The organism is Bifidobacterium sp. MSK.17.10, from assembly GCF_019129655.1.
Lineage (GTDB): Bacteria > Actinomycetota > Actinomycetes > Actinomycetales > Bifidobacteriaceae > Bifidobacterium > Bifidobacterium adolescentis.
In genome coordinates, this window is the sequence record NZ_JAHOJD010000006.1 from 150,460 (window position 1) to 165,226 (window position 14,767).

The window sequence follows — 14,767 nt, forward strand, 5'->3', positions numbered from 1 at the left end:
TGCAGACAATGTCCGCGAGCTGGGCAAGGGCCGTCCACGAACCAACCATCGCCTGTCCAGGAGCTGACCCACATACGCCCACGAGCCGGACAGAGGGGCGCTTTCCCCTGTCCGGTTCGTGAGATAGCGTGCCAGTTAATATTCAAATCCCTACCGATAGCAAAACTTTCAGGCATATACGTGTTGCGCGAAGGTGAACAGACTCTCGCCGGCGTGACGCTTGAGATAGTTCTCGTACGCGATGTCGAAAGCCTGACCGAGATCCTCAATGAGATCCTGCTTGTCTTCGATGCCGACTGCGAGACGCACCAGTTCGTCGGTGATGCCGACCTTCAGACGCTCCTCGCGCGGCAGTTCGAAATGCGTCATGCGGCACGGCAGTTCGGCAAGCGATTCCACCGCGCCGAGCGAAACCGCCAAACGGAAGATATGCAGGTTGTCGAGCACGTCCGCAGGGTCGACGCCCGGCACCACTTCGAAGCTCAGTACGGCACCACCGCCCTTGAGACCGTTGGAGGCCAGCTCGTATTCGTGACCGGGCAGTCCCGGATAATGCACGGACTTGACCAACGGGTGCAGCAGCAGATAGCTGGAAATCGCACGCGCGTTCTCCTGCTGACGGTCCATGCGCAAGGCAAGCGTCTGGATGCCGCGACGCACCGAATCGCATTCGTTCGGCGCGAGCACGCCACCCAAACGGTTCTGCGCGAAGTAGACGCGCTTGCCCAGCTCATCGTCCTTGACCACCACGAGGCCGGCGTTGACTTCGGAATGGCCGGCCAGATACTTGGTGGCGGAATGGATGACGATGTCGGCGCCTTGGTCGAGCGGCTGCTGCAGATACGGGGCGACGAATGTGTTGTCGACGATGGCGATCGCGCCATGACGGTGGGCGATTTCGGCAATGGCCGTCACGTTGTTGACTTGCAGAAGCGGGTTGGTGAGCACTTCGAAGTACACGGCCTTGGCCGGACATCCATGCGCATTGCCCTTGGCGGATTCGCCGGACACCGCCGCATCGAGCGCCTCGTAATCGGTGGTGTCCACTTCCTCTACGATGACGCCCCAACGTTCGAAATACTCGTGGAGCAGCGAGTAGGTGCCACCGTAGATGTTCTTGCCGACGACGATGCGGTCGCCTGACTGGAAGATCGACAGCACCGCGTGGATGGCGGCCAGGCCGGAACCGAACGCGAAACCGCGTGTGCCATGCTCAAGCTGCGCGATCTGCTTCTCCAGGAACTCGCGGGTCGGGTTGCCGCTGCGCGCGTAATCCCAACGGGGCATGGCCTCGACCGATTCGAAAGCATAGGTGGACGAGTTGTAGATCGGCGGGTTCACGGCTCCGGTGTTGTTGTCGTTGACCGGCAGTCCGTGGACGAGCTGAGTGTTGAATCTGGTCATGGTGCGCACCCCCTCGGTGTGGTTTCCTTGCCGCGTGCCGTTCACGCGATCGCTGGTTCCTACTTAACCGTGTCTTGGAAAGCGCCACGCGCCGGAGATTATCGACGTTGCTTATACAACGTGCGAATCGCCATAGCGTTTATTTATGAGGGGTTATCGGATGGTACGAAACCTCCGGAAACATACACCCGCGTGGACTGTAAACGGTTTCGAAGGATGTGACATAACCGGCCCGGAATCGGCATGAAAAAGCCTTCCGCGGCGTGTGCCACGGAAGGCTTGGAAACAGGATTGACGGACGGCAGGCCGCCGTCAGATCAGGTAAGAATCAAAGCTGGCCGCCTTCGACCACAATGTCATCCGGGTCGACATCGGAGCCGTACACCGGCTTCAGGGTCTGCTCGTAATCCTTGTGGAAGAAGTTCTCCTTGCCGAGCTTGACGATCTCGTCGTTGATCCAGTTGAGCAGCTCCTTGTTGCCCTTCTGCACGGCCGGCGCGATGGTGTCTTCGTCACCGAGCTTGGTGATGCCCACCTTGAAGCCCTTGTTGGTCTTGGCCCAGGCCAGCACCTCGGTGTTGTCGGTGGAGAAGGCGTCGCCACGGCCGTCGAGCAGCGCGTTGTAGGCGTCGGCGTACTGGTCGTACTTCTGCAGCTTGACGTCGGGTTCGTTCTTCTCGAAATAGCTTTCGGCGGTGGTGCCCTTGGCGATGATCAGCGTCTTGCCCTTGAGCTGGCTCACGTCGGTGATTTCGGCGTTCTCCGGGGAGACCACGCCGAGCGCGACCTTCATGTACGGCTTGGCGAAGTCGACCTTCTCCTTGCGCTCGTCGGTGACGGTGAAGTTGGCCAGCGTGATGTCCACCTTGTTGGAAGTGAGCACATCCACACGGGCGGCCGGATCGACGGACGTGTACTTGACCTTCACGCCCAGATCCTTGGCGAGACGCTCGGCGAAGACGATGTCGTAGCCGGCGTTCTTGCCGTCCTTGTCGATGTAGCCGAACGGGGCCTTGTCGGAGAAGACGGCCACTTTGAGCACGCCGGACTTCTTGATCTCGTCCAGGGAGCGGGCGGTCACCTTGGACGTGGTGGCGCCGCCGTTGGAGGCGTTGTTCTCCTCGCTCGGGGTGGCGGCGTTGGGACCGCAGGCAGCCACGGAGGCGGCCATGATCAACGCGGCCGATGCGGCCACGATGCTCTTGATTGTCTTGTTGATGATTGATGCGGTCATGGTTACTCCTCTCTTGTACGGATGACTGCTATCAAAACTTGCGATTACTCGGCGAAAGTTCCCGTCGGTTCCGTCGGCGTTTCCGCCGGCCTGCGATGCCTGTCGAATTCGAACGTGTGCAAGAAACGCTTGGCACGCTCGGTTTTCGGATTGGTGAAGAACGCTTCGGCGTCGTCGGATTGTTCAACGATGCCGCCGTCCTCCAGCATGATCACCTGGTCGGCGATGGCTCGTGCGAATTGCATCTCGTGCGTCACGATGAGCATGGTCTGGCCGGAATCGGCGAGTTCCAGCATCACGTCAAGCACCTCGCGCACCATTTCCGGATCAAGCGCGGCGGTGACCTCGTCGAACAGCAGCACTTCCGGATGCAGGATCAGCGCACGGCAGATGGCCACGCGCTGGCGTTGGCCTCCGGACAGCTCATGCGGCCAGGCATCCTTGCGGTCGGCGAGTCCGACGCGTTCCAGCAGAGCGATGGCTTCCTTCTCGACCTCCGCCTTGTCGCGCTTCTGCACGAGCGTCGGAGCGAGCGTGATGTTGCCGAGCACGGTTTTGTTGGGGAACAGGTCGTAGCTTTGGAACACCATGCCGACACGCGTGCGCAGCTCGCTGCCGCGCTTGCTGCGGCCGGCCGATTCGGTGCCCGGCTTGCCGGTTTCGATAATCTCGCCGTTCAGCGCGATGGTGCCGCCCTGAATCGGCTCAAGACCCGCGATGGTGCGCAGCAACGTCGACTTGCCCGATCCGGACGGGCCGACGATGACGAACACCTTGCCATGGGGCACGTCGAAGGAGATGTCGTCCAGCACTGGCTTGTCGGCATTGGCGTACCGCTTGACCAGATGCCTGATTTCAAGGCTTGTCTGCGTTTTCCCGCTGTTTTGCGCGGTCTGCGTAACCTGTTCAGCCTGCTCAGTCATGCTTCCACCTCTTTTCCAACCTGCGGGCCACGATGGACAGCGGCCAGCACACGATGAAGTACATGAAGAAAATCGTTCCGTAAATCCACAAAGTGCCCGTCGGATACTGGAAACGGTTCGCGTCGATGATCTGCTGGCCCACCTTGATGACTTCCACCACGCCGAGCAGCACGGCCAATGACGTGGTCTTCACGATACGCGTGGCGAGGTTCACGGAAGCCGGCAGCAGCCGGCGCAACGCCTGCGGCAGAATCACTTTCGTGAACGTCTGCCAGCCGCTCAATCCCAAAACGTACGACGACTCGTACTGCGCCTTCGGAATCGATTCGAGCGCACCACGCACCAGATCGCCCAGTTCAGCGCCGCCCCACAAAACGAAGACGAACACGCATGCGCCGGTCGCATCCAAATTCCAATTCCATGCCTGCGCGAAACCGTAGAAGGCGATGAACAGCAGCGCCAGCTGTGGCATGATGCGGATGAAATCCAGATAAATCCTGGTCAGCACCCGCACAACGGGATTTTTCATCGTCATCAGCCAGCCGACGATCAAGCCGACGGGCACGGACAACGCCACGGACACGCCGGCGATCCACACCGTGACCCACAGGCCCTGTAGCAGGCGCGGAATCACGCCCGGCTCGAGCAGAATCTCAGCGCCGCTCATAGTCGAACCTCCGTTCCAGCCAAGTGCCGAACAGCGAGATCGGCAGCAGAATCACCAGATACGCCACAATCAGCAGGAACAGCGACTCATAGGTGTCGTAGTACATGCCGATCAGGTCCTTGGCCATGTACATCACGTCGGCGAGCGCGATGGCGGACACCACGGACGATTCCTTGATGAGGAAGATCACATTGGCCACGACGCCTGGAATGGAGGTGCTGATGGCCTGTGGAATGACCACGCGGCTTAATGTCTGCCATTTGCTCAAGCCCAGCACGTATGCGGATTCGCGCTGCACTTCCGGAATGGTCTCCAGGCCGCCGCGCATCGCTTCGGCCATATAGGAGCCGCCGAGGAAGCCGAGTCCGACGATGGCGCACAGTTCCGCGGACCAGACGAGTCCGAGTTTCGGCAGGCCAAAATACAGGAAGTACAGCTGCACCAGCAACGGCGTGTTACGGCTCAGCTCGATGTAGACGCGCACGACCTGCCGCAGGACGGGGATGCGCGCGATCTCGATGCCGGCGCAGACCAAGCCGACCACGATCGCCAGGATGATGCCGAAGACGGAAATGAACAGCGTCATTTCGGCACCGCTGACGAAGAACGGCGCGTAGTGCGAGATGAACGTCCAGTCGAACACGCGCGCCTCCTTCTCTTCTCAACGGATTTTTCGTATTTGTTCCGGCGAACGCGGCTCATACTATCGCTTTATTCGCCACTACGAGCCAGTTTCGTTATCGGTTTTTCGTATAAGGACTTATCAGGTATCGCGAAACAGTCGTCCTGCGATCCCTCCAAGGTTCTTCTACAGTATGGCATGTTGGCGGATTGCGCCGTCGGCGCATATCGAAATGTGAAGATTGGGTATGCCTTGCGAGAGAGTATGCACATGCTCATTCGACATGCAACGATGGAGGATCTGGACGCGATCGAGGCTGTGGAGGCCGCCTGCTTCCCACCTGCGGAGGCCGCAAGCAACGAAAGCCTTACCGCACGCGTGGCCGCTTATCCGGACCATTTCTGGCTGTTGGTCAACACCGATGACGACGATACCCCGTTCCCCTCGCGTGTAGAGGACGGCACGTTGGTTGGTTTCGTCGATGGCATGGCCACAAACGAGCCGAATCTTGCCGATGCCATGTATGACGACGCCGATATGCATGACGAGCATGGCGATTGGCAGATGATTTTCGGCGTGGATGTGGCACCCGTCTACCAGCATCGCGGCTGCGCCAGCTATCTGCTGCGCCAGGTGATTCTCGACGCGGCACAGGCCGGACGCAAGGGCCTCGTGCTCACCTGCAAGGAACGGCTGGTCGATTTTTACGCACGGCTGGGATTCGTGGACGAAGGACTGTCCGAGTCGACGCATGGCAACGTGGTCTGGCATCAGATGAGGCTCGCGCTGACGCACGCCGTCGGCACGGGAAACCCTACTGCGAACGGCTCCGCCAAGACCGCGGAGCGTACCAATGATGCGGATACGACCGCCATGAGCGGCGTGGACCACGACGCGGAAACCTTGGAGTTTCCGCAGGTCGAACCCACCGCGTGAAGAACGGCCGGCGAACTTCACGTGAACATCGCGACACGCCGACGATTTGCATTCCGCCGAGAATCCACGTAAGTTAGCACTCGCTTCGGGCGGTTGGCGCAGAGGTAGCGCACTTCCCTGACACGGAAGGGGTCACAAGTTCGAATCTTGTATCGCCCACGCGAAGCGGATGACGAAGCCGGGAAACCGGTGGAGGCATCCCACGGGTGATTGGCGCAGCGGCTAGCGCACTTCCTTCACACGGAAGGGGTCATAGGTTCGATTCCTATATCACCCACTGGATGCCTGCTTCTCACGGCAGGAATCCTTTGCGGACATAGCTTAGTTGGTAAAGCGCAACCTTGCCAAGGTTGAGACCGCGGGTCCGAGTCCCGTTGTCCGCTCCAGTATGAAGCCTCACCGATTCGGTGGGGCTTTTCGTTTATCCGTTTGTCGGTATCCGACAACATGCCTCGGGTGGGAAGCAATCGGCGCTTCCCACCCGTCTGTCTTTCGGTTCTATTCGCGCATGCCATCCCACGTGTAGTCGAGATGCATGAATTCGGGCACCTTGTACCATTTGACCGGATAGCCGGCGCCATGCGCGCAGAACACCGAATCCGGCGTGTTCTCCAGGTCGGATTCCGGATCGTAAGCCATGTTCTCGATCACCTCGTCAGCATTGTGGCACGGCTGGTAGCCGGCGAACACGCAGCTTAAATGGCCACGGCCGTGCGTGTACGCGTTCACGTCCATCGCATAGTCACGCATTTCGGATACCGGCGCCGTGCCGTTCAACACCATGTATTCGCCGTCGCCGGTAGGCGTGTCGAACGTGCCCGACATGCGCTGGATGTCGGCCATCGCATGTCCGACCATGTCCTGCGGCACTTCCAGACGGAAGCCGTACCAAGGTTCAAGCAGACGGCAATCGCCCTTCTTCTTCGCTTCCATCAGGCCCTGGCGTATCGCGCGGTAGGTGGCTTGGCGGAAATCGCCGCCTTCCGTGTGCTTCAGATGCGCACGGCCTGTCAGCAGCGTGATTCTCATATCGGTGATCGGCGAGCCGGTGAGCACGCCCAGATGCTCGCGTTCCTGGAAATGCTGCATGATGAGGCGCTGCCAGTTGCGGTCGAGCACGTCCTCGCTGCACACGGTGGCGTATGCCATTCCCGCGCCCTGCGGCAGCGGTTCGAGCAGCACATGCGTTTCGGCGTAGTGACGCAACGGCTCGAAATGGCCGACGCCTTCGACCGGCGCGGCGATCGTCTCCTTGTACAGGATGCTGCCCGGTCCGAACGTGACGTCCAGGCCGAAACGGTCGTGCATGATCTGCTGGATGATCTCCAGCTGCACCGCGCCCATCAACTGCAGGTGCACTTCCTCTAGGCGAGACTGCCAGACGACGTGCAGCAGCGGATCCTCGTCCTCCAGTTCGCGCAGGGCGACGAGACATTTGTGAATGTCGCACTCCCCCGGTTCCAGCGTGTACGTGAGCACCGGCTGGAGGACCGGACTGCCGGCGTCCCGCTCCATGCCGAGGCCTTCGCCGGGGAATGTCTGCGTCAGACCCGTGACGGCGCAGATGGTGCCTGCGGGGACCGTGTCGACGGTGGTGGATTTCGCGCCGGAATAGACGCGCACCTGGTCGGCTTTCTCATGCCATTGGCCGTCTTCGGCAACCGCATCCGCGTCGCCGGCGTGCGCGGTGCCGCTTAGCATCATCTTGGCCTTCAGTTCGCCGCCGGTCACCTTGAGCCAGGTCAGACGGTTGCCTTGCGCGTCATGAGACACCTTATATATGCGTGCGCCGAATTCGCCATTGTATTGCGGCTCTTGCGCGAACCGTTCGAAACCTGCGACGAACTGTTCTATACCGTCCATTTTCAGCGCTGATCCGAAATAGCAGGGGAACAGCTCACGGCGGGCGATCATGGCGCGAATGGTTTCGTCCGGCACGGTTTCGGTGTCGAGATACGCGTCCATGGCCGTTTCGTTTTGCATGGCGATCTCCTCCATGCGTTCGCCGTCAATCGGCTCGGTGAAGTCGACGCAGCCGTCCGAGAAGCGTTTCTTGAGTTGGGCGAGCAGTTGCGTTTTGTCGGCGCCGGGCGAGTCCATTTTGTTGACGAAGACGAATGTGGGCACCTGATAGCGATTGAGCAGTCGCCACAGCGTTTCGGTATGGCCTTGGATGCCGTCCGCGCCGGAGATGACGAGGATGGCGTAGTCGAGCACGGCGAGCGTACGTTCCGTTTCGGCGGAGAAGTCGACGTGTCCAGGAGTGTCGAGCAGGGTGATGGTGAGGTCGGGCGTGGCGATGACGGCCGGCTCGGTGAAGATGGTGATGCCGCGCTGCCGTTCCATGGCGTCCGTGTCGAGGAAGGCGTCGCCGTGGTCGACGCGGCCGAGTTTGCGTACTTGGCCGGTAGCGTACAGCAGCGCCTCCGACAACGTGGTCTTGCCCGCGTCCACATGCGCCAGAATGCCCGCGACGATTCGCTTCATGGTCTCCCCTATCTTCGCAAGCCAATGGCTTGCCGTTCAATGGACAGGAAAGCCCCCGCACCGCATGAAACGACGCGAGGGCTTGATGGTGACCCCGGCCGGGCTCGAACCGGCGACCTTGAGATTAGAAGTCACATGCTCTATCCAGCTGAGCTACAGGGCCAAACTAAACACAGTATAGTCAGTTCGCACACGGTTGCCAACTCGACACGGCAATCACATCGCCTTGAGCACAATGCCGACGATGGCTACGAGCACGCCGACATATTGGATGCCGGCCACGGGCTTGCGGGGCACGCCAAGCAGGCCGAAACGGTCGACCAGCAATCCTCCGCCGACCTGACCGAGCAATACCAGCATCACCGTCATGCCGGTGCCGATATGCGCGGATAGGTACGCGTTGCACATCACCAGCGTCGCACCCAGTAATCCGCCTACCCACATCCACCACGGATTGCCTTTCTTCAGCGCGTCGCCGAGGCTGTAGGTGCGGTCGACGAATGCGACGACGATCGCAAGCGAGATCAGACCGACCGCGAACGAGGCGAGCGATGCCTTCACCGGCGATCCCAACGCGACGCCCAGCTTGCCCAACAACGCCGTCTGCACGGCCGAACACATGCCGAACGCGATGCCTGCGCAACTCCACAGCACGGTCGCGGAACCTGGCACATGTACGGCTTTTCCGTCAGTTTCGGATTTTTCGGAATCGCCGGAATTTTCCGAACCGCCAGCCGGGCGATCGATGGCAGGCCTCAATCGCAGATTCGGTCCGGCGACGGCAAGCAGAAAGCCGACCAGCGTGATCGCCGCACCTGCGATGCGCAGCGGGGAAATCGGCTGCGCGGTAGTGCCGAACCAGCCGAAAGCGTCGATCAGCAGGCCCATGACGATCTGCCCGGTGACTGGCATGATCACGGTTTTGAGACTGCCCAGTTTCGGCAGCAGCAGCACATTGCCGGTCAGGAAAGTGACACCGAACACGCCCGCGAACCACATCCACCATGGGCCGTTCGCCGCGGTGGCGGGAATCAGCGGATACGGGCCAAGCAGCAGCGTCAAAGTCAGCATCGCAATGAGGCCGACGCTGAACGACACCAGCGAGGCGCGCAACGGCGAGCCGATGGAACGGCCGAGCCGCGTGTTCACCGCGGTCTGCACCGGCGTGATCAGTCCGGAGAAAATTCCCAGCAATCCTTGCAGCATGTTCAGCCTTCCTACGTTTCTCGGCACACGCTTCCCGGCACAGATTATCACGGCACCAGACCATCAGCCGACGTAACAATAAACCCTTGAAATCCAATGATTCCAAGGGTTTTCATGCAATCCCAGCAAAAGGTGCGAACCGGCGACCTTGAGATTAGCGGTCAGGGAAACCGGTCGACGGCCAAACACTACTCGATAATCCAGCTCAGGCCGACGAGCACGATGACGAACAGCACGTTCACCGCGGTGTAGACGGCCAGATAACGGCCTTTTTTGTCCGGGTAGGCGCGCGTCACGTTCTTGTAGCCGATCAGCGACGCCATGGACGCGATCAGCGTGCCCAAGCCGCCCAGGTTGGTGCCGATGATCAGTTCACGCCACTGGTCGCAGAAGCCGGACAGCAGCAGCGTGGTCGGCACGTTGGAGATGAACTGGCTGGACACCACGGCCACTTCCAGCGGATGCGCGCCCACCAGCGAGGCGGCCAGCTCGTAGAATTCCGGCACGCGTTTCATATTGCCGATGAAGATGAAGAACATGCAGAACGTGAGCGGCAGTCCCCAATCGACGTTGCGGAACACGCGGCGGTCGCACAGCAGAAACGCCACGAACACGATGACGCACATCACCCACAGCGGAATGAAATCGCTCACCGCCAGCAAGCAGACGACGAACAACGCCGTGTATACGATCGTACGCCAGCCGCCATAACCGGCACCGTAGCCGGTCACGCGAATCTCGTCAGGCTGCGGCCGGTCGGAATGCGGGGCGAGCACGTTCTGTTCGATGCCGGAACCATCGATCGCGGAAAATTCGGAAACCGATTTGCTGCCGAAAATCACGCAGGTGATGATTATCAGCAGAACGGCTGCGGTAGCGGAATACGGGGCCATGATGCCGATCATCTCGGACGTCGGCATGCCCGTCAACGCTTTCAGATACAGGTTGTGCGCGTTGCCGATCGGGGTGAGCATGCTGCCCACGTTCGCGCCGACGGTCATCAGCGTGCCGACAAGCACCGCATGCTCTTCCATGTGCGCCATCGTCAACACCGCGATTGCGAACGGCACGAAGGTGACCAACGCCACATCATTGGTGATGAGCATGCCGGAGAAGAACGGCAATGCGATCAACGTGAGCACCAGGCCACGCGCGGTTTTGACGTGATGCAGCAGGCGCGAGCCGATGATGCGGAACACGCCGATGCGCTGGAAGCCACACACCACAAGCATCAGGCAGATCAGCTGCGAGATGGTGCTGGCGTGGATGTAGCCGGCGTATTCCTTGTCTGGCGGCACGATGAAGCACGATATGAGTGCGAGTATGGAAGCGACTACGAGAATAGTCTCGTTCTTCAGGACCTTGACGACCAATCGCCGCATGCATTCCTCCGTCAATCCCGTTTGCAACCGCCTTGCACACCTTGCAAAACCCAAGCGATTTTCATGCAAACGCCTAGACCACTTTACCCAAAAATGCGATTAGCACGAACCCTCGGCGTGCTGCTTTTCCGACCATTCCAACGATTTTCATCCACTATTGCTTACTGCCGCATGCTTTTGCAAACCGGCGAAACCGAAAACAAGGCCCGCAAATCTTCACAAATTAACCCCGCGTGCGCCAAGATTTTGTCTAAAAATCATCTTCCGTTCGCCTTCGATTCACCATATGGGCGTGTCACGCAACGTTGTTGCCGAAAACACGCGACTGCAGGTCCTTGCGCAGCGTTTCCAGTTTGGTGATCTGTCCGAGCAGTTCGATTTTCTCTGCACCGTCCGGCAGTTGCGCCATGCGGCGCTGGGCCGCGCCGATCTTGCGCATGATGCCGGTATCAAGCAGTCTGACGATCAGTTCGGACGCGTACCGCCGCTCCTCCTGCGTCGGCTTGCGCAATTGCGCCGATTGTTCCTGCGACTCGCCTGCATTGCGGTTCGCGTCCGCTTCGCTCGGCGGCAATGGCAGCGGCATGACGGCCAGCTCGTTGATGACCGATTCAAGCATCGGACCGCCCGCCTTCGTCAGATTGTGCATCCACAGTCCCTGCGGCACGTCTTCCCCTGGAAGCCCGCCCGCCGCGGCGACCGCTTGGAACAGCGTGCGGAACACCGGCGTCATGAAACTCGACAAGGTCAGGCTGGCGAACATCGTCGGATCGACTGCCAACGGCACCTGGATCAGCGTGGCCATGAACTGCTGTTCGCAGATGAACACGGCGTCGTCGATGCGATAGTAGCTTTGCCCGGCCGCGTCGCGATGCTCCAACGCCTTGCGTGCGGCGGGATTCGCATACGGATTCGCGCCACGTTCCGCATATGCTGGTTCAGCCGACGGCCCCGCATTGTTTTGGAATCGACGTTTCGGCGCGTACGCGTCCTCGTCACGCACGTTCAGTTTGCGACGCCGGTACGCCACTTCGCGTTGCATGATGTCCAGATCGACGCCGATGCGACGCACCGCCTTGCGTGAGTACAGGTCGAGCAGCGAACGGTCTCGGATTTGCGCGATCAGCGGGGCGACCGCCTTGACCGCGCCCATCTGACCTGTCGCGTACGTGGTGTCGAAACGGTCGATTGCCGAATCGATCACGAAATCGTACAGCGGCCGTGCATTGGCGATCAGCGCACGCACCGCCTCGTTGCCGCGTTTGATGCGCAGATCGCACGGGTCGAGGTTGTCTTCGGCGACCGCGACGAACGCCTGCGTCGAAAACGCGGCGTCCAAACCGAACGCGTGGATCGCGGCCTTCTGCCCAGCCGCATCGCCGTCGAATGTGAACACGACACGCGAGCTCAACGCCTGCCCCTCCACCTTCAGGGGGCCAACCAGCTGCACCGCGCCCAACGAATCGTCCGCGATCAATCGGCGAATGATCTTCGCATGCTCGGCGCCGAATGCGGTGCCGCACGTGGCGACCGCCGTGTCGATGCCGGCCAGATGCATGGCCATCACATCGGTATAGCCTTCGACGATCACCGCCTGGCGTTTCTTCACAATCGCCGATTTGGCAAGGTCGATGCCGTACAGCACCTGTGTTTTGCGGTACAGCTGCGTGTCGGGCGTGTTGATGTATTTCGCATTGATCGTGTCATCCTCGTACAGCTTGCGCGCGCCGAAGCCAAGCGTACGACCGGTCGAATCACGAATCGGCCATGTCACGCGGCCACGGAAATAGTCGTATACGCCACGCTGGCCCTGACGGGCGAGTCCCGCGTCGAGCATCTCCTGCTGGGTGAAGCCTTTGCCGGCAAGGTACCGCACCAGGTTATCCCATCCTTGGGGGGCATATCCGCAGCCGAACCGCTGGCAGTCGGCCTGGCTGAAGTTGCGACCGTCCAACAGCTTGCGCGCGGCGAGCGCCTCCTTGGTCATCAGCTGGGAGACGAAGAATTCCTGCGCCGCCTCGTTGGCTTCGAGCAGGCGTGCGCGTTTCGAACCGGTGTGCGCGGGCACGTTGTCGGCTTTGTCGTAATGCAGTTCGATATGGTATTTGTCGGCGAGCAGCTCCACCGCGTCACGAAAGTCGATGTTCTCCTGATGTTCGACGTAGCCGAACACGTCGCCGCCGAGACCGCAGCCGAAGCAATGCCATACGCCAAGCGCCGGACGCACGGAAAAACTTGGCGTTTTCTCGTCATGGAAGGGGCATAGGCCTACGTATGTGCCGGTTCCCGAGGGTTTGAGCGTGACGGTCGCGGATACGATGTCATACAGGTCGGCTGTGGCGCGGACCTTTTCAATGTCTTCCTTCTTGATCATTCCCGGCATACGGTCCAGCCTACCAGCGATGCCATAGGTTATGGCTACGCGGCGTATGCAACGCGCGACACACTCAACTTTGCCTTAGGCACACAGCCAGCCGCTCCACGCCATGTATGTCATCCGACACACTCAAGGCCGTTCGGCCAAGCCTACGGTCGGACAACATACATGGCGCTACGCGGCACTTATGAATCTCATTGACTCGCCACACAGGAAACGGGGGTATACGCGTCAGCAGAGAAGGGAGTGGAGGGTCAGGGCGGACGTGTCGGTCAGGCTCGCCACCTGGTCGATGGCCACGCGCAGGCGTTCGCCGTCGCCGCCGGCCTCACGCCAATCGTCGAGGAACACATTCTCCAACGCGCTGGACGGTTTGGGATTGTCCGCCATGAACACGTCGACCAGGTCTTTGACGATTCGCTGTTCTTCGCCGTGCATCGGCTCACGTTCGCCGGGCTCCATGACGAAATGCACGGCGATGCCTTTCAGCACCACGATTTCGTAGCTGGTTTCCTCGGGAATCACCAAATCGCCGTTGTATCGCGTCAAAGGCTCGTTGCCGTACGTATCTCTTGTGGCATGTTCCACGGAACCGGCGAACCGACCGATCAGATCGCTGGTCATGTTCTTCAATGCGGCGAGCGCGCGGCGCGATCCATCGAAGTAGCCGGGAAACGTGTCGCGCCGGTGCATTCGTGCGAACGCGTCCACCAGTTTGTCGGCGTCCCATTGCGGACCGTACCAGGCGCGCGCGTCCTCGACGACCGCGTCGATCACTCCGTTTTCGTGCAGTTCGCCCGGATTGAACGCGCCGGTGGCGATGGCGTCCTCCACGTCATGCACGCTGTAGGCGATGTCATCGGACAGGTCCATCACCTGGCATTCGACGGGACGGCGGGTGGTGTCGGGCGCGTGTTGTTTGAGCCAAGCGAACACGTCCGTATCATCCGGATAGACGCAGAATTTCGCGCTGCGCTCCCCTTTCGGATGCGCGGCGGCTTCGGCAAGCGTCCACGGGTATTTGACGGCCGCATCGAGCGCGGCACGCGTCAGATTCACGCCTGCGGAACGTCCGTCGGGAAACAGTATTTTCGGTTCGAGGCGCGTCAATAATCGCAAGGTTTGCGCATTGCCTTCGAAACCACCGATATTGCCGGCGATTTCGGCAAGCGCACGTTCCCCATTATGGCCGAACGGCGGGTGGCCGAGGTCGTGCGCAAGGCAGGCGCAGTCGACCACGTCGGGATCGCAACCGAGCGAAGTGCCGATCTGTCGACCGATTTGCGCGACCTCCAACGTGTGTGTAAGCCGTGTACGTGCGAAATCGTCGGTGCCGGCCACCAGAATCTGCGTTTTCGCGCCGAGCCTGCGCAATGCGGACGAGTGGATGAGTCGGGCGCGGTCGCGTTGGAAGGCGGTGCGGGAGCTGGATTTGGGTGGTTCCGGAGCCCAACGCTCCTCGTCGAACGCGCTGTATCCTTCGCTCGTCATGATGCACCGCCTTCCTATGGGTGCGGCGGCTGCCGCCG

11 protein-coding genes and 4 tRNA genes are annotated in these 14,767 nt (G+C 60.5%); 4 read left to right on the plus strand and 11 right to left on the minus strand.

All coding sequences use genetic code 11. The annotated features are described in order from the left end of the window. Nucleotides 1-168: 168 nt before the first annotated feature. The 5 genes from KSX58_RS07220 to KSX58_RS07240 form a co-directional block, all read right to left on the minus strand. Nucleotides 169-1,404: a PLP-dependent aspartate aminotransferase family protein gene (locus KSX58_RS07220; protein WP_217735661.1), complete on the minus strand. Its 1,236-nt coding sequence runs from the start codon at nucleotides 1,402-1,404 to the stop codon at nucleotides 169-171. Nucleotides 1,405-1,732: 328 nt separating this feature from the next. Beyond that, nucleotides 1,733-2,638, minus strand: a complete 906-nt coding sequence (locus KSX58_RS07225; RefSeq protein ID WP_021913733.1) for a cysteine ABC transporter substrate-binding protein — start codon at nucleotides 2,636-2,638, stop codon at nucleotides 1,733-1,735. A 44-nt stretch (nucleotides 2,639-2,682) separates the two neighbouring features. Beyond that, nucleotides 2,683-3,561, minus strand: a complete 879-nt coding sequence (locus KSX58_RS07230; protein WP_237976457.1) for an amino acid ABC transporter ATP-binding protein — start codon at nucleotides 3,559-3,561, stop codon at nucleotides 2,683-2,685. After that, entirely contained in the window at nucleotides 3,554-4,228 is a 675-nt protein-coding gene (locus KSX58_RS07235) for an amino acid ABC transporter permease (RefSeq protein WP_003808515.1), read from the minus strand. The genes KSX58_RS07230 and KSX58_RS07235 overlap by 8 nt, the downstream gene beginning before the upstream one ends. Continuing rightward, on the minus strand, nucleotides 4,215-4,871 hold the full coding sequence (locus KSX58_RS07240; RefSeq protein ID WP_003808512.1) for an amino acid ABC transporter permease: 657 nt from the start codon (nucleotides 4,869-4,871) through the stop codon (nucleotides 4,215-4,217). Before KSX58_RS07240 ends, KSX58_RS07235 begins: the two co-directional genes overlap by 14 nt. Before the next feature lie 243 nt (nucleotides 4,872-5,114). On the opposite strand from KSX58_RS07240, the gene KSX58_RS07245 reads away from it, so the two are divergent. From KSX58_RS07245 to KSX58_RS07260, 4 genes are all read left to right on the plus strand, one after another. Continuing rightward, the gene (locus KSX58_RS07245; protein WP_306293010.1) at nucleotides 5,115-5,786 is read left to right on the plus strand and encodes a GNAT family N-acetyltransferase; all 672 of its coding nucleotides are present in this window, start codon (nucleotides 5,115-5,117) and stop codon (nucleotides 5,784-5,786) included. An 87-nt stretch (nucleotides 5,787-5,873) separates the two neighbouring features. Continuing rightward, nucleotides 5,874-5,945: transfer RNA gene (locus KSX58_RS07250), tRNA-Val, on the plus strand. 45 nt (nucleotides 5,946-5,990) lie between these two features. Continuing rightward, nucleotides 5,991-6,063, plus strand: a tRNA-Val gene (locus KSX58_RS07255). 33 nt (nucleotides 6,064-6,096) lie between these two features. Beyond that, nucleotides 6,097-6,172, plus strand: a tRNA-Gly gene (locus KSX58_RS07260). A 112-nt stretch (nucleotides 6,173-6,284) separates the two neighbouring features. On the opposite strand, the gene KSX58_RS07265 is transcribed toward KSX58_RS07260, so the two are convergent. From KSX58_RS07265 to KSX58_RS07290, 6 genes are all read right to left on the minus strand, one after another. After that, a complete protein-coding gene (locus KSX58_RS07265; protein ID WP_080863515.1) occupies nucleotides 6,285-8,273 on the minus strand; it encodes a translation factor GTPase family protein in 1,989 nt (662 codons plus the stop codon). An 86-nt stretch (nucleotides 8,274-8,359) separates the two neighbouring features. Then, nucleotides 8,360-8,436 (minus strand) — tRNA-Arg (locus KSX58_RS07270). 53 nt (nucleotides 8,437-8,489) lie between these two features. After that, nucleotides 8,490-9,479, minus strand: coding sequence for a DMT family transporter (locus tag KSX58_RS07275; protein WP_038444248.1), 990 nt, complete (start codon nucleotides 9,477-9,479; stop codon nucleotides 8,490-8,492). A gap of 188 nt (nucleotides 9,480-9,667) precedes the next feature. Then, the gene (locus tag KSX58_RS07280) at nucleotides 9,668-10,861 is read right to left on the minus strand and encodes an SLC13 family permease (protein ID WP_151904907.1); all 1,194 of its coding nucleotides are present in this window, start codon (nucleotides 10,859-10,861) and stop codon (nucleotides 9,668-9,670) included. A 295-nt stretch (nucleotides 10,862-11,156) separates the two neighbouring features. Beyond that, nucleotides 11,157-13,244, minus strand: a complete 2,088-nt coding sequence (gene dnaG, locus KSX58_RS07285) for a DNA primase (RefSeq protein ID WP_217735660.1) — start codon at nucleotides 13,242-13,244, stop codon at nucleotides 11,157-11,159. A gap of 225 nt (nucleotides 13,245-13,469) precedes the next feature. Continuing rightward, nucleotides 13,470-14,729, minus strand: coding sequence for a deoxyguanosinetriphosphate triphosphohydrolase (locus tag KSX58_RS07290; protein ID WP_118278116.1), 1,260 nt, complete (start codon nucleotides 14,727-14,729; stop codon nucleotides 13,470-13,472). Between the last annotated feature and the right edge of the window lie 38 nt (nucleotides 14,730-14,767).